The following is a 15388-nucleotide window of genomic DNA, read 5'->3' on the forward strand; positions in this document are numbered from 1 at the left end:
CCCGCAGGCTGGGCCTGCGTCCCGGCACGCCTGTCGCGAAAGCGCAGGCGCTCCATCCCGATCTGCTCATCATGGATGCCGACCCGGACGGTGACCGGGCAGGGCTGGAGCGGCTGGCCCTGTGGTTCCAGCACCGCATCGCCCCCATCGTGGCCCCCGATCCGCCAGACGGCATCGTGCTGGATACGACCGGTGCCGATCACCTGCATGGGGGCGAGGCCGTCATGCTGGAGAACATGGTTACCCGCCTGAAGGAGTCCGGGATCACGGCCCGGGCCGCGATTGCCGATACATGGGGTGCGGCCCATGCGCTGGCGCGCTATGGCCGGGAACGCATCACCCTCGTGCCGCCTGGTGAGACTGCGGCAGCGATTGCCGACCTGCCCATTGAAGCCCTGCGCCTGCCGGTGGATATCATCGATGGCCTCCATGGGCTGGGCGTATCACGCATCGGCCCGCTGGCCGGCATGCCGCGTGCGCCGCTGGCCCTGCGCTTCGGTCCGGATGTCGCCCGCAGGCTGGACCAGGCTTTCGGACGGCAGGCGGAAGCCATTGTCCCGGTCCGGCTGCAGACGCCGGTGCAGGTCAGCCGGAACTTTGCCGAACCGATCAGCGCAGCCGAGACCATAGCCCGCTACATCACCAAACTCGTCCCGCCCCTGTGCGCCGGGCTGGAGGAACGCGAGCAGGGCGTGCGTCGCCTCGACCTGCTGCTGCACCGGGTGGACAGCCGCACCGAGGCCGTCCGCGTGGCCACGGCCATGCCGGTGCGGGACGTCAGACGCCTGACCCGTCTGCTCTGTGACAGGATCGAGACCATCGATCCGGCTTCGGGATCGAGCGCATGGTGCTGACGGCGTCACTGGCCGAGCCGATCCTGCACCGCCAGGGTGTATCCGCCCTGATCGAGGAGGAAGAGGCCGACGTCTCCGACCTGATCGACACCCTTGCCAACCGTGTCGGCACGCAGGCCCTGTATCGCTTCGCCCCGGTGGAAAGCGACGTGCCGGAACGGGCCGTCTGCCGCGTGCCTGCCCTCGCATCCGAGGACGCAAGGGACTGGCCTGATCACTGGCCGCGCCCCACGCGCCTGCTGCCCCGTCCCGAGCCGATCCAGACCATGGCGGTACTGCCCGACCATCCGCCGGTCTTCTTCATCTGGCGTGGCATCCGCCGCCGGATCAGATGCGCTGATGGCCCCGAGCGGGTGTTTGGCGAATGGTGGAAGGCGATGCCGAACTGACCACCGTGCGGGACTATTTTCGGGTGGAAGACACCAGCGGAGAGACATTCTGGGTTTACCGGACCGGGGATGGCGAACATGGTGAAACGGGTTCGCAGGGCTGGTTCCTGCACGGTCTCTTTGAATGAGTGTGCAGTACGCCGAACTGCAGGTGACGACGTATTTCTCGTTCCTGCGCGGCGCGTCCTCACCAATTGAACTGTTCGAGCAGGCAAAGGCCCTTGGCATTGAAGCGCTGGGGATCTGCGACCGCAATTCCCTGGCAGGCATGGTGCAGGCCCATGTCGCGGCCAAAGAGACCGGCATCCGCCTGGTCGTGGGCTGCCGTCTCGACCTCGCCGATTTCGCGCCCGTGCTGGTCTACTCGACGGACCGGGCCGCCTATGGTCGCCTGTGCCGACTGCTGAGCCTTGGCAAGGCCCGGGCCGGGAAGGGGAAATGCCATCTGCTCTGGGAGGATCTGGTGGCATGGGGCGAGGGCCTCCTTGTGATCCTGCTCCCGGATACGGCGGATGATGCCTGCGCCCTGCATCTGCGCAAGCTGAAGGACGCCTTTGCCGACCGGGCCTCCATGGCGCTGACCCTACGGCGCCGGCCCAATGACCAGATGCGGCTGTATGAACTGGCGAACCTCGTCCATCAGGCGCGGGTGCCAATGGTCGTGACCAATGACGTGCTGTTCCACACCCATGACCGGCGCATCCTGCAGGATGTGGTGACCTGCATCCGCAACCACACCACCATCGATGAAGCCGGGTTCGCGCGGGAGCGCCATGCAGACCGCTACCTCAAGCCGCCCGCGGAAATGGCCCGGCTGTTCAGCCGGTATCCCGAGGCGATCGACCGGACCCGTGAGATCGTGGCCCATTGTCGCTTCAGTCTTGATGACCTGGCCTACCAGTATCCAGACGAGGTCTCCGTCCCCGGCCAGACGCCGCAGCAGGCGCTCGAAGCCCTGACCTGGGAAGGGGCGGCAGCGGCCTATCCCGAAGGATTCGGCCCGAGGTCAGGAAAACCCTCAGCCATGAACTCGCCCTGATCGGGCGCATGGATTATGCGCCGTATTTCCTGACCGTCCACAGTATCGTCCGTTACGCCCGATCGCAGGGCATCCTGTGCCAGGGGCGGGGATCGGCAGCCAATTCCGCTGTCTGCTACGTGCTGGGCATTACCGCCATCGATCCGGCACGGACGTCGCTGATCTTCGAACGCTTCGTCTCCGAAGAGCGCCGCGAGCCGCCCGATATCGACGTGGATTTTGAGCATGCGCGCCGGGAGCAGGTGATCCAGTGGATTTACGGCCATTATGGTCGTAACCACGCTGCCCTTACGGCGGTGGTCACGCGTTATCGTGCGAAGGGGGCGCTGCGCGATGTCGGCAAGGTCATGGGTCTGCCCGAAGACCTGATTCGCACCCTGTCCGGCCAGATCTGGGGCTGGGGGCGGAAGCTGGATGAGGACGCGCTGAATGAGACAGGGATCGACCTGTCCGACCGGCGCATCCGGCTGACGCTGGATCTGGCGCGCTGCCTGATCGGCGTGCCGCGCCACCTGTCGCAGCATCCCGGCGGGTTTGTCCTGACCCATGACCGGCTGGATGAACTGGTACCGATCGAACCGGCGGCCATGGACGCTCGCCAGATCATCGAATGGGACAAGGACGATATCGACGTCCTGAAATTCATGAAGGTCGATGTGCTGGCGCTGGGCATGCTGACCTGCATGAAGAAAGGGCTGGACCTTCTGGCCGAACACAAGGGGCAGCATTACACGCTGCAGACCATTCCGGCCGAGGATCCGCGGACCTACGCATGATCCGGAAGGCGGACACGATCGGGGTGTTCCAGATCGAATCCCGCGCCAGATGTCCATGCTGCCACGTCTCAGGCCCCGGGTGTTCTATGATCTGGTGATCGAGGTGGCCATTGTCCGGCCCGGTCCTATCCAGATGGGGTGGACGGCTCCATGCGACATCAATGTGCCATGATGAGGTCGGAAGACCATTCAGAGGAGACCGCCCGGATGAAAGTTACCATAATCGGCCTGGATATCGCCAAGTCTGTTTTTCAAGTGCATGGCACGGACGCAAGCGGAAAATGTCTGCTCAAGAAGAAACTCGGGCGGAGTGAAGTTATCTCATTCTTTGAAAGGCTGGAGCGCTGCCTGGTCGTACTCGAAGCCTGTAGCACGTCGCATCACTGGGCTCGTGTCATCCGTGACACCGGTCATGAGGTAAAACTCATTCCCCCTGAAATGGTCAAACCATTTGTCAAACGTGGCAAGAAAAACGATGCTGTTGATGCCGCCGCGATTTGTCTTGCCGCGATCCATCCCGACACGCGCTTCGTCCCGATTAAAAATCGGGAGCAGCAAAGCCTGTTATCGCTGCACTCAACTCGTACCCTTCTGGTCAAACAGCAAACGATGCTGGTGAATGCGTTGCGTGCACTTGCAGCGGAATTCGGTTTGATTGTTCCCCTTGGAAATGCCCGTCTGCCCGAACTTCTGGCGAAAATCGAAACCTCATCCAATTTGCCTGATGCCCTGAAACAGACAACCATGCTGCTCTTTGAACAGTATGGTCGACTGAACGAAAGCATAGAAAACCTGGAAGGAGGTATCCGGACACATGCCAAACAGGATGAAGATGCTCGCCGTCTTTTGACCATCCCGGGCATTGGTCCGGTAACCGCCTCCCTGATTGTCGCGTCTGTTACCGATATTGGGGCCTTCGATACGGCCCGGCACTTCGCAGCCTGGCTTGGTCTCGTACCGCGCCAGCATTCATCGGGCGGAAAAACCCGATTGGGCAGAATTACCAAAACGGGCAACCGGGAAATAAGAAAGATGCTCGTTCTGAGCGCAACATCCATGCTTTACCGCGCACAGAAATGGGATAGCGCTGCGGGAGTATGGCTTTGCAAGCTTCTGGAACGTCGCCCGGGCCGTCTGGCAACCGTGGCGTTAGCAACAAGCTGGCCCGGATCATCTGGGTTTTGTTGTCGCGCAAAGAGATCTATCGTCCGGCCGGTCGCAGTGTCGCTATAGTCTGACATGTACCACCAGGATGATGGATACCGGAATAAGCCCCGGTAGATCCGGCAGTATGCACTGACCGCGTGATGGGAAAGACTGTAATCAGAAGCAGTTCAGGCAATACCGAATGTCCCCATGTGCCATTGAGCACGAGATCCAGATTGGTGCCTGACACGCAAGCGAACACCCATGATGGCCAGCGAAGGATTTCGCATAAACAGGCCGGACATAAGGGCGCATCTGACCGGATCTCCACATCATGACAGTATCAGTGCATTTCGCTGGAGCGAAAATACGCAGAAGAAAGATACGACAATGCAATCAATGTGACCTCTTGCATCGTAAAGGCCGTCCACATAAGGGCGACATGGTGCATCCCTATCTGCGCCGGCGGGCCGGGCAGGAAAAGGAGATCTACCCGACGCCGGAACTCGAAAAGGTGCTCAGGAAGACGCTGGGCATTCCGCTGTTCCAGGAACAGGTGATGCAGGTGGCCATGGTCTGCGCCGGGCCATGGCGACGTTCAAGAATACCGGCACGGTCTCACGCTTCCGCACGCGCCTGATCGAGGGGATGACGGCGCGCGGTTATCCCGAGACCTTTGCCGAGCGCATCTTCCAGCAACTGGAGGGGTTTGGCAGTTACGGCTTTCCCGAAAGCCATGCCGCCTCATTTGCCATCCTTGCCTATTCGTCATCCTGGATGAAATGTGCCCATCCGGATGTATTTCTGGCAGCACTCCTGAACAGCCAGCCCATGGGATTCTATGCCCCGGCGCAGCTTGTGCGTGATGCGCGCGAACACGGGGTCGAGATCCGGCCGATCTGCATCAACGCCTCGCGCTGGGACAGCACGCTGGAAGGCCCGGAGCGGGATGACGGGCTGTTTGCCGTCCGCCTGGGCATGAACCTGGTGAAAGGGCTGGCCAATGAGGAGGCCGCCCGCATCGTGGCGGCGCGGGGCGACCGTCCCTTTGCCTCGGTCGACGATCTGTGGCGCAGGGCAGGGGTGAAGGGAACGGCCCTGACCCATCTGGCCGAGGCGGACGCCTTCCGGCCGGGGCTGGGTCTGGCCCGGCGCGAGGCGCTGTGGGCCATCAAGGCATTACGTGACGAACCCCTGCAGCTGTTTGCCGCAGCCGCCGTCATGCGTGAAGCGGAAGAACCCGACGTGCTGCTCCAGCCATGCGGGACGGGGCCGAGGTCGCACGGGATTACAACCGCACCGGCCTGACCTGCGGGATCATCCCGTGGCGTTCCTGCGTGCCGATCTTATCGAGCGCGGAATGGTGACGTGCCGGCAGGCCTTTGAGGCAAGGGACAGGAGCAGCCTGTCGGTGGCTGGGTTGGTGCTGGTCCGCCAGCGACCCGGTTCAGCCGAGGGCGTGGTGTTCATGACGCTGGAGGATGAAACGGCGGCGATCAACGTGATTATCTGGCCCGATATGTTCGAGCGCTTTCGTCGTGTGGTCCTCTCAGGCCAGATGCTTGGGGTTGTCGGGCGACTGCAGAAGGAAGGGGAGGTGGTGCATCTCGTGACACGTGAGATTGTGGATCTTTCCCACTTGCTAGCCGATGTGGGGAACCGGTCGCTACAGGTCTTCCCCGACCATGACCAAGGTCGCTTGCGAGAAAATATCGTGGTTAAGGCACGAAATTTCCATTGAACGCTCTACAGGCATAATCGTCCCAACGGGCAGCATCGGATTATTTTTCAGGCTGGCGATCCCAATGAGGATGCTCTCTGAAAATACGAGTGCCATGACAGTAAAATACTGATTTTACCTCAGCACTGACACGCAGGCGGCGTCATGCGGCAGGACCATGCCGTAGGCTGCGCTGTAGCGTGACGCGAAAGCTTCGCGCTCCAGCCGTTCGCAATAATCAAGATACCGGATCAGCGCGCGCTCGGCGCGCATCGTGCGTCCATAAAGCCGTTTGTAATGTTGCCACAGCATCATCACATTGACCGACCAGGCATCATAGGCATGCGCTGTTACCCGCTGGCGGATTGCTGGGGGCAGCGCGTCAAAGGCGGCCCAGTCATTGCCTGCATACCGCCGCCACATCTCGTGGCGTAATGTCCGTTCGTTATCTGCCGTCACCTTACGCATCCGCCATTTCTCCCTGCCCCCAGGCGGGGAATGGGTCAGGCAGATGGGCAAACAGCAACGGATCGAACTGCTGCACATCAAAGTCGGGCACAAGGCAGGCATCCAGCACCGCGGCAATGGCGGCATCATCCATTTCTGCCGTGCCGATAAATACGATCTCCTGCCGGCGGTCCCCATAAACCGGATCCCATTTCGACAGGATCAGGTCGCGCCATTCATCACTGTCCGGCCACTGGTTTTTGGGTATCGTTACCCACCACCGCCCCATGGCCTGCGTGCGGATCAAGGCTCCGGCCTGCCCCAGTTCGCCCACCCAGTGCGGACGGGTCGCCAGCCAGAAATGACCCTTCGCCCGGATCACGCCCGGCCAGGAAGAGTCGATAAAGGCCTTGAAGCGCTCGGGCACAAGCGGGCGGCGGGCGCGCCAGACAAAGGTATGGATGCCATATTCCTCGGTTTCGGGAACATGGTTGTGGAATTCGAACAGTTCCTTGTACCAGAGTGGATGTTTGTGCGCCCGGTCGTAATCGAAGCGGTGTGTATCGAGAATGCGCGCGCAGGGTACGATGCCCTGATCCGTTTCGATAATATCCGCATCGGCGTTAAGGGCCTGAATGACCTGCCGCGCGGCTTCGCGCTGCGCTGGCGTAGCGCTCGAGACCTTGTTCAGCACCACCACATCGGCAAACTCGATCTGCTCGACCAGCAGCTCAACCAGCGCCCTGTCATCCTCATCGCCCGCTGTCTCGCCCCGGTCGCGCAGGAAGTCCGTCGAGGCGTAATCCTTCAGCAGGTTGACGGCATCCACCACCGTGACCATCGTATCGAGCCGTGCAATGTCGGACAGGCTCTCGCCCGCCTCGTCACGAAACTCGAATGTCGCTGCAACCGGAAGCGGCTCCGCAATCCCTGTTGATTCAATCAGGAGGTAATCGAAGCGGCCTTCTTCCGCCAGTCGCCGGACTTCGTGCAGCAGGTCATCGCGTAACGTGCAGCAGATGCAGCCATTGCTCATCTCGACCAGCGTTTCATTTGTTCGGGACAGGTCACTGCCGTCGCGCACCAGATCGGCGTCAATATTCACGTCGCTCATGTCATTGACGATGACCGCGACTTTCCGGCCCTCGCGGTTATTGAGCACGTGGTTGAGAAGCGTCGTCTTTCCAGCTCCCAGAAAGCCGGAAAGAACCGTTACCGGAAGTCTTTCGCGCATGACGGACACCATTCATTGGGTTGCGATCCGCCGAACTTATATGTTACGTTATAATATAACAATCCCTAAAGGCCCTGACATGCGACAGTCCTGTCCGACCCGTCCGCTTTCTGCCATCCCGATGCCGTTCCAGAACATTGACAGGCAAGACTGTTTCATCGTTCAGCAGGAACGTCACCTCGGGCAGGATATCATGCAGGCTGCGGCCTTGTGGAATGCGCACGGCCCGGACCTGTTCCTGCGTCGGGGCACTACTGGAATTCTTGAAACCGAGTTGCGGACTCTTTTACCAGCAGGCGCGCAGGCGCTTGCTGAAGATGCCCTGTGCCTAGCCCGTCGCTATCAGCGCCTGTCAGGTCTGGCCGAAATCCGCTTCCGGCTGGAAAAAGTCAGACACGACAGTTGCCGCCGCTTTCATGTTGACCATGTTCCGTTACGTCTCCTGTGCACCTACACTGGCCCTGGGGTTCAATGGAAACATGCTGACAGCGAGATCATCCATGATACGCCAGCGTGCTGGATCACCCTTCTGAAAGGGCGGTTATATCCCGGTTGGTCGACAAAAGGGGCAGTACTGCACCGTTCGCCGCCCATCTCGGATCTCCCGGTTCCTGTTACGCGCCTGCTTCTGACCCTTGACCATCCGGACGCATGTGGCATGGGACGGCGATGACGCCTTAATGCCGTAGCATTCAAGCTGCTTTCGGCTAGGATCGCCAACGCTCTTGCCCGACAGCGGGGCGAACTGTCGGTGTGATGGACAACCCGAGTCATGGTTGAATCGTATCAGCATGGGCCGATCGCTCCTTTGTTTGGAACGATGAACTGTGGCGTAGCGCCGACATGACGGTGGCGGGCATAGTGTCCATGACACTGGGGCACGAAACAGCGACGCGTGATATTATTGTCGGGCTTAATATTAGTCTGTAGTTCTGTCAGGGCAGATGCTGGGTTTTGGACTGCTTGTGGAAAGAAAAGGGAAGGGCACCATCTGGTCGCGAAATTTTCGCCCTTTCCTATGCCTGTTGGCGCATGGGGAAATCGGCAACCGAAAACAGTACGTTGTGATGGATATTGGCGAGTTTCCCATAAATATCGCGGAAAAATCTCGTAATTGTCATTGAGTATCTGGCGTGACTTCAAGTCAACGCCAGTTCTCACGTTTTTAACTTCAAGCCATTTTAATGGGCATTAAGCTGAATGTTAGCGCCATTACGATATCCAAACCGGTTTCGATTTGCATATTCAGTAAAGGCACCGAAACCCAGACCCAGTGTGGTCCACATGATGATCTGCATGCCTAAGGAATCAATCCTGAAATTCCAGAGCAAATCAGCAGGGAAATTAGAGGGGACTTCATTAACCGCAGGAAGTAACTCGCCTGTTGTAAAGACAATCAGAATATAACACGCGCCTGCAAGATAAGTTGATGTCCATGCATTATATTGCTGACGTAAGCGTCCCTGAAGCATTGTGGCTGCGATCATCCCCAGTAGGGAGACCAGCATCATTATAAAATACAATTCTGTCCGCATGCCAATTGTATCCGGGTTTCCTACGGATGGCGGGTTGGCAGGATACTTGATGCTTGGCACCACATATACCGCAATAATCCCGGTTATCGCCAGCAGAACAGACACAACACGAGGTCTGTGCTTTTCATGCGCCCATTTGCATAAGAAAATACAAGAGCGAAAAGCCCGCCAAACGCTGTCGAGTAAACCATTACACCTGTGAGCAATCCGTAACTGGCTTGAAGTTTCCGGCTTACAAGTTCCGGCTCTTCAACATCATGGATGCCTCGCTCCAGATCTGCCTTGGCTTTAGCCTCGTCCATGGCAGATTCAAATGCAATGGCATGATCGACCTGAGGTTCTCCAAAAACTTTTGCGAAACTGAATACCAGAATGCCGGCCAGAAAACCGACGAGCATTCCGCGAATAAGTAGGGTGCGGACCATCATTCTGTTTTCCATGTCAGTGGCAGGGGAAACCCAGAAGATGGCGACTGTCATGCACCCACTCGTGCACATACATGCCAGGAATAATTGATGTCGCCCCTTCCTCTGCGCCGACAAAATAAAGGGCCAGCAGCATCAGTAAGCCGAAAACCAACCACGGCGCTATCTCCCTGACGGGAATAGGCGCGGGAGAGGGGATGGCGTGGGAACCTATTGCAGTATCAGACATTTTATACGACTCCTCAGGAAAAATGCGTCCTGTTTCGCTCGGAACGGAGCCATGCGCGGGTCTGACTTTCGGGTAGAAAATTGTGTTCTACACCTGCTTACAGTGGCGCAACCGTGCCGGGATTTCACCGGCTTCCGCGTTTATGGCCTGCAGGGGTATAATCTACTCTCCCTTAATCTAAAACTCCTAAAAGAGCATAGCCTGACATAATTTGACATGAACTACCACGGCTGCAGGTGAAACGCCGAAGCGCAGGCGGTCAATATCCATCAGGAAGGGATTTCTCTAATTATCCTGTCTTGCCTTTTTGGGGATAAGAATTTTATAATACTGTCTATCAAGTCGACGGTCCCGTGCGAACGGGTGAAAAGGGAATGTCGTATCACTCTGGCTGGGGCAATTTCCCCGGGAGTTCAGTCGACAGCTGCCCCCGCAACTGTAGACGGCGAGCATTGTGTCCTCAGCTACCAGATTGGGTAGCAGCCACTGACTTCGGTTGGGAAGGCGGATGCAACGTGGTGACCCGTGAGTCAGGAGACCTACCGTCGAGTTCAGATATGTCGCCGGGCGGGTGGAGCCGGAGGCGGATCAAGGCGTGATGCATTTTCTTCTTTGACGCTCTGTCGCGATGGCATGCGTGTTTGTTTCCCAGTCGGGAAATGACTGCATTCGGAATTGTTGCTCCTTTTACCGACGCTTCCCCGACAGGCTCTCTCCATGACATTTCTTGACTCTCCGGGCGTTACGCGACGCTCGGCTCGTTTGCTTTTTATCAATTCCACTCTGGTAGGAAGTCTCTTCGCATACTCAGCCGCTTATGCTCAGGCTCCTCAGACCCAGATCGAGGAAGATCGGGCGCGCCTTGGCAACTCCACTCCGCTGGTTGAGCAGATCGACCCAGCAACCATACGTGATTCGGAGCGCGCGCAAGCCGATGCGGCGGAGAAGGCGGCTGGTGACGATAAACTCGACACCAGCGGTAACCTGCTAGGCAATATGTGGGGCGCGCGGTCATGGATGTACAAGCACGGCATCAGCTTCGACATCCAGGAAGTCGATGAACTCTGGGGCAACGGGACTGGCGGTTCGGCTTCTGGTAATGATGGTGCAGGCGGATCAGGCACCGGCCCGTCCTACGACGGTGTAACCATGCCCACGCTGACCGTCGATACCGAGAAACTGTTCGGGCTGAAGGGGGGGCTGTTCAATGTCAGCGCACTGCAGACACGCGGACGCTCGATCTCGCAGGACCATCTGGCCAATTTCAACCCTGTCAGCGGATTTGAGGCTGACCGTTCCACCCGCCTGTTCGAACTATGGTACCAGCAGTCTTTCCTTGGCGGCAAACTGGACGTAAAGATCGGCCAGCAGGATCTTGATACCGAGTTCCTGATCAGCGATTACGCCTCGCTTTACCTCAACGCCAATTTCGGCTGGCCCATGGCGCCCTCGGTCAACCTGTATGGCGGCGGGCCATCCTGGCCGCTGTCGTCTCCCGCCATCCGGATCCGCTACCGGCCGAGCGAGAAGTTCACCTTCATGTTTGCCGCAGCGGACGACAATCCGCCGGGTAACCGCTATAATTCTACCCCCATCCAGCAGGCTACCGGCTCCATCAGCGGCTATAATTCCGATCCCACCAGCCAGACCTATGATGCGCCAACGGCACCAATTTCAACATGGGCACCGGTGCCCTGCTAATGACCGAACTGCAATACGCGCTTAACCCGCAGCCGGCCGACATGTCGAACGTGACCAAGAATCCTGGCCTGCCGGGCGTGTACAAGCTGGGCGGGTTCTATGATACCGCGAAGTTCGCCGACTATCGTTACAACCGCAATGGCGGTTCGTTAGGAGCTGCCGTGGCCAACGCCACCGCAGCCACGCCACAAAGTGACCTGACCCCGCGCTGGGACCGGGGTAACTGGATGGTGTATGGTATCATCGACCAGATGATCTGGCGGCCGTCGCTCACATCGGCCCGCTCGGTGGGCGTGTTCGTACGCGCCACGGGTAATGGCGGTGATCGTAACCAGATCAGCTTCGCCATTGACGCTGGCCTGAATCTTAAGGCGCCGTTCAAGGGGCGCGATAACGACACGATCGGTCTGGGCTGGGGTATTGGTCGCGCCAGTTCCGGCCTGCGGCAATTTGACCGCGACAGCCAGACGCTTGTGCAGGGCAATGAAAACCATCTTGAACTGACCTATCAGGCGCAGGTTACGCCGTGGATGGTCATGCAGCCTGATTTCCAGTACGTATGGCACCCTTCGGGCGGCGCGCCGGATTGGACCGGTTTGCGCCGCGTAGGTGACGAAGCGATTTTCGGCCTGCACAGCAGCATTACTTTTTAAGTATAAATACACGAACAGAAAGTACTAATTTATATTATTGTTAAATCATATAAAACGTATGAATATGATGAGACGTAGAGTGTACTTGGCCGTCTGATCAGCAATGAAAGGAAAACATTGCTGAAAAGTGGAAGGTGGTGGCATATTCGCCTTCTATATAGTCAGTGGTTCCGTGCAAACGGATGAAAAGGGAACACCGTTCCGCTTCGGCAGGGTCCATCCCGGAAGCCAGTCGGTGGCTGCTCCCGCAACTGTAAGCGGTATGGGGTCGTGTCGTCCATTTTCTGAGGGGAATGGGCACTGTTGTATCAGCAACGGGAAGGTAGACACGATCTGCGATAATCCGTGAGCCAGGAGACCTGCCACTGTCGATCTCACGGCCGCCGGGCGGGATGAACCGGAGGCAGGAGCACGGCTTTGCAGCACTGCATAGGCTTGCCTGTCGCTGAACGACACGGCACTTCCACAATTACAAACTGGCATGATGATGCGCAGACCTGCGGTGAACCCTCATGCTACTGACCGGGACGCTTGGTCTCTCGGGTTTTGATACCCCCGCATTGACCGCTTTGCAGCGGCGCACAGGCGTCTCGCATGTAGCGTCCAATTCCTGCCCGGATGACTGGCATCGCGTGTGGCAGACAGCACAGATGGTGGGTGTGGGGAAGGCTCCTCAGTGCGGCAGGAAGCGCATGCCCGAACTGACAGATCAGACGTTCTTCCACTTATGCTGCAATCCTGTCCGCGATGCATTTGTTGATGCATGGCAACGCGGGATCGCGACTGTGCCTGTGCTTCTAGGGCCAGTGAGCTTTCTTGCCGCATGTGACCGGACTGACGGCACGGACCCTGTCCTGTTGTTATTGAAGCTTCTTCCGGTGTACATCGAGATTCTGCACGAACTCGCCACGGCAGGCTGTTTCTGGGTTCAGATTACGGAACCTGTCACAACGGCTGGTCCGATGTCGAAAGAACGCCAGACGGCGATGGAACTGGCATGGCGGAGCATGGCAGAGGTGGCATCCGGACATGCACTATCCCTCGTCTTCGTCGGGGGAGGAGGGGGCTTCTGGCGTAACCTGCCCCACGTCATGTCATTGCCGATGAATGGCCTTCATATCGATATGGTGCGCGGCGGCGCAGAACTTCCATCGGTGCTCTCTAATCTTAATCCGCGCTGTGACCTTCTTCTGGGAGTTGTGGACGGCCTGAATCGGATTCCAACGGATGTCTATAGCACGCTGCGATGGATAGATAAGATCCGATCAGAATGTCCACGAAGGCGCGTGATTATTACACCGTCTACGACAATGCGTTTCACCAATAAGGACGGTAGGCAATTACCGCCTGAGGTTCACAATACACTTTCAGACCTGGCGAAGGTTCAACGTGCTTGCGTGGCGGCGACCTTCGTCCACTAACAAGATTTTGGAGGAATTGTCATGGGCATGACACATACTCTACTGCAACCTTTTGATCCGGACCACAATGCACAATGGTATCCCGCTTTGCGCAGTGCAGATCTGAGACATCAAAAAGCAATCGGGGTTTATTGCGGCAGCAGACCGGTTGTCATTGTCCGTCCAGAGGCAGGGCTGGTGTTCGCACTTGATGACCGGTGTACGCATCGTCAGGTACCACTCAGTCGTGGCGTGGTCAGCGGAACCTTTATCAGATGTCCGTTGCATGGGATCAAATTTGCACGCAGTGGCCGTTGCTATTCTCCTGATATGGTTCTGGAAGAAATGCCGCCGCGCGCGGAAGGCTGGGGATGTAGGGAGAAAGAAGGCTGGATATTCCTGTATTCAGGTAATGCCGACGATGCAGACGAAGCGTTGATTCCCGCCATGACGCATCACGATGGTAAAGACTGGTGTCATGAAACATTCATACGCGAAATCAATGCGCCAGTTCCGCTTCTGATGGATCATGTACAACGCTTTGGGAGAAGGACGACATCAGGATCGGTAACCTATCTTGATCAGAACATTACCGAACAGCAGATTTCCAGTCATTACCGTGTTGTGGCTTCCACACCATTATCGGTTCTGCCTGGTATGGCACGGCCCTGGCGGGCGACGGTCGATACGACCCTGGTTGACCAGAACGTTTATTTTTCTTCCGAAGACGATGCCACACTATGCGCGGAGATATGGCTTGGTTACATGCCGACCGGACGTGACGGCCGAACACGTGTGTGCGGTAAAATATCCATACGGCAGGACCATACGCGTCTGCCAGGTCGCGTATCGGGTTCTCTTTGGGCGAAATTATTATGGAAACTGCTGTGGAAGGAGCAGAGCCTCCCGGAAGCGGAGTGGTCTGCCATCCAACGGTCTGGTCGAGTAGGGCACAGTGATTTCTTTCCGCCAGCACAAGCTATGCAGGATCTTGTAACAAAAAATAACCAAAGGATGGCTAAAGAAGGATAGATTTCATGTCGGATGCTGTTGCTAGTCGGCCATTTATCATTCGGGTTGGTAAAAAAGTGCGGCCTCTATTAAACACGCTGATTGCACACAATTCCCTTGTTCCCGATACGCCAGTTCTTGATACCAGTCTTTTCCCATGGATTTCCAACATGGAACAGCGGGCGTTCCGGATTATAGAGGAATTCAGGATCCTTATGACGCATGGGGTAAGCAGTTTTCCCGCTCTGCGCGATATTTCGCCAGACCATACGCGTATTGCACCCGATACAAGATGGAAGTCATTTTTCCTTTACGGCTACGGGAACTGCGTTCTGGAGAACTGCCGGCGGATGCCCTGCACAGCACGGTTTGCTGCGGCCATTCCCGGACTGAACTCGGCCTTTGTTTCTTTCCTTGAACCTGGTGCGCGTATTCCGCTGCATAATGGAGTGACCAAAGGGCTGTTAACCTGTCATCTGGGTTTACAGGTGCCGCAGGACTACAGGGATTGCTGGATACGGATAGACGATCAAATGTTATGCTGGCAGGATGGAAAATGTATCCTGTTTGACGACACATACCCTCATGAAGTCCAGAACAATACATCGGATCATCGGGCAGTGTTGCTTATCCAGTTTGAACGGCCCACATACGGAGTTGGCCGTCTGGTTCAGGGTATGTTTCTCAAGGCCGTTCGTCGTTCGGCATTCGTGCAGGAAGCCAAAAACAATCTTGCACACTGGCATGCCCTCCATCATGAGATGGCCCGGACAGAACGCCAAACCAGCGGACTGACTGTTTGATCCAGTCATGGTAACAACGGGAAGGC

General features: G+C 57.5%; 7 protein-coding genes, 6 pseudogenes and 2 riboswitches. Of the genes and pseudogenes, 9 read left to right on the forward strand and 4 right to left on the reverse strand.

Annotation, left to right across the window (positions count from 1 at the left end; translation table 11 throughout):
• The 4 pseudogenes from JCM25156_RS20590 to JCM25156_RS27445 form a co-directional block, all read left to right on the forward strand.
• Positions 1 to 1371 (forward strand): annotated as a pseudogene (locus tag JCM25156_RS20590) (Y-family DNA polymerase); the annotation flags it as partial.
• Positions 1368 to 3191 (forward strand): annotated as a pseudogene (locus JCM25156_RS28465) (PHP domain-containing protein); the annotation flags it as partial. The pseudogenes JCM25156_RS20590 and JCM25156_RS28465, both read left to right, overlap by 4 nt.
• A gap of 74 nt (positions 3192 to 3265) precedes the next feature.
• Positions 3266 to 4296, forward strand: a pseudogene (locus JCM25156_RS27440) (IS110 family RNA-guided transposase).
• Between the two features lie 335 nt (positions 4297 to 4631).
• A pseudogene (locus JCM25156_RS27445) lies at positions 4632 to 5945 on the forward strand (helix-hairpin-helix domain-containing protein); the annotation flags it as partial.
• A 114-nt stretch (positions 5946 to 6059) separates the two neighbouring features.
• On the opposite strand, the gene JCM25156_RS01480 reads toward JCM25156_RS27445, so the two are convergent.
• Positions 6060 to 6392, reverse strand: coding sequence for a DUF6525 family protein (locus JCM25156_RS01480; RefSeq protein ID WP_025811767.1), 333 nt, complete (start codon positions 6390 to 6392; stop codon positions 6060 to 6062).
• Entirely contained in the window at positions 6385 to 7617 is a 1233-nt protein-coding gene (locus tag JCM25156_RS01485) for a GTP-binding protein (RefSeq protein WP_025811768.1), read from the reverse strand. Before JCM25156_RS01485 ends, JCM25156_RS01480 begins: the two co-directional genes overlap by 8 nt.
• Here JCM25156_RS01485 and JCM25156_RS01490 point away from each other — a divergent pair.
• The gene (locus JCM25156_RS01490) at positions 7604 to 8278 is read left to right on the forward strand and encodes a DUF1826 domain-containing protein (RefSeq protein WP_227672457.1); all 675 of its coding nucleotides are present in this window, start codon (positions 7604 to 7606) and stop codon (positions 8276 to 8278) included. The genes JCM25156_RS01485 and JCM25156_RS01490 overlap by 14 nt on opposite strands.
• A gap of 508 nt (positions 8279 to 8786) precedes the next feature.
• Here JCM25156_RS01490 and JCM25156_RS32505 read toward each other — a convergent pair.
• Together JCM25156_RS32505 and JCM25156_RS01500 are read right to left on the reverse strand one after the other, a co-directional pair.
• Positions 8787 to 9637 (reverse strand): annotated as a pseudogene (locus tag JCM25156_RS32505) (CbtA family protein).
• Positions 9582 to 9794, reverse strand: coding sequence for a CbtB domain-containing protein (locus JCM25156_RS01500; protein WP_010518378.1), 213 nt, complete (start codon positions 9792 to 9794; stop codon positions 9582 to 9584). Before JCM25156_RS01500 ends, JCM25156_RS32505 begins: the two are co-directional and overlap by 56 nt.
• Before the next feature lie 329 nt (positions 9795 to 10123).
• Positions 10124 to 10355, forward strand: a riboswitch (cobalamin riboswitch).
• 156 nt (positions 10356 to 10511) lie between these two features.
• On the opposite strand from JCM25156_RS01500, the pseudogene JCM25156_RS20610 reads away from it, so the two are divergent.
• The 4 genes and pseudogenes from JCM25156_RS20610 to JCM25156_RS27455 all read left to right on the forward strand — a co-directional run bounded on the left by JCM25156_RS20610 (position 10512) and on the right by JCM25156_RS27455 (position 15362).
• A pseudogene (locus tag JCM25156_RS20610) lies at positions 10512 to 12148 on the forward strand (carbohydrate porin).
• A gap of 148 nt (positions 12149 to 12296) precedes the next feature.
• A riboswitch (cobalamin riboswitch) is annotated at positions 12297 to 12529 on the forward strand.
• 311 nt (positions 12530 to 12840) lie between these two features.
• Positions 12841 to 13569, forward strand: a complete 729-nt coding sequence (locus JCM25156_RS01510) for a uroporphyrinogen decarboxylase/cobalamine-independent methonine synthase family protein (protein ID WP_227000954.1) — start codon at positions 12841 to 12843, stop codon at positions 13567 to 13569.
• A gap of 21 nt (positions 13570 to 13590) precedes the next feature.
• Positions 13591 to 14580, forward strand: a complete 990-nt coding sequence (locus JCM25156_RS27450; RefSeq protein ID WP_227000952.1) for a Rieske 2Fe-2S domain-containing protein — start codon at positions 13591 to 13593, stop codon at positions 14578 to 14580.
• Positions 14581 to 14585: 5 nt separating this feature from the next.
• Entirely contained in the window at positions 14586 to 15362 is a 777-nt protein-coding gene (locus tag JCM25156_RS27455; protein WP_084296392.1) for an aspartyl/asparaginyl beta-hydroxylase domain-containing protein, read from the forward strand.
• The last annotated feature ends 26 nt before the right edge of the window (positions 15363 to 15388 follow it).

Source organism: Komagataeibacter kakiaceti JCM 25156, assembly GCF_000613305.1.

What these genes read in the sequence shown, in the direction of transcription:
- JCM25156_RS27450 (WP_227000952.1), top strand. Translation starts at nt 13,591, where the DNA reads ATGGGCATGACACATACTCTACTGCAACCTTTTGATCCGGACCACAAT.
- JCM25156_RS01510 (WP_227000954.1), top strand. Translation starts at nt 12,841, where the DNA reads ATGCCCGAACTGACAGATCAGACGTTCTTCCACTTATGCTGCAATCCT.
- JCM25156_RS01480 (WP_025811767.1), bottom strand. Translation starts at nt 6,392, where the DNA reads ATGCGTAAGGTGACGGCAGATAACGAACGGACATTACGCCACGAGATG.
- JCM25156_RS27455 (WP_084296392.1), top strand. Translation starts at nt 14,586, where the DNA reads ATGTCGGATGCTGTTGCTAGTCGGCCATTTATCATTCGGGTTGGTAAA.
- JCM25156_RS01485 (WP_025811768.1), bottom strand. Translation starts at nt 7,617, where the DNA reads ATGGTGTCCGTCATGCGCGAAAGACTTCCGGTAACGGTTCTTTCCGGC.
- JCM25156_RS01500 (WP_010518378.1), bottom strand. Translation starts at nt 9,794, where the DNA reads ATGTCTGATACTGCAATAGGTTCCCACGCCATCCCCTCTCCCGCGCCT.
- JCM25156_RS01490 (WP_227672457.1), top strand. Translation starts at nt 7,604, where the DNA reads ATGACGGACACCATTCATTGGGTTGCGATCCGCCGAACTTATATGTTA.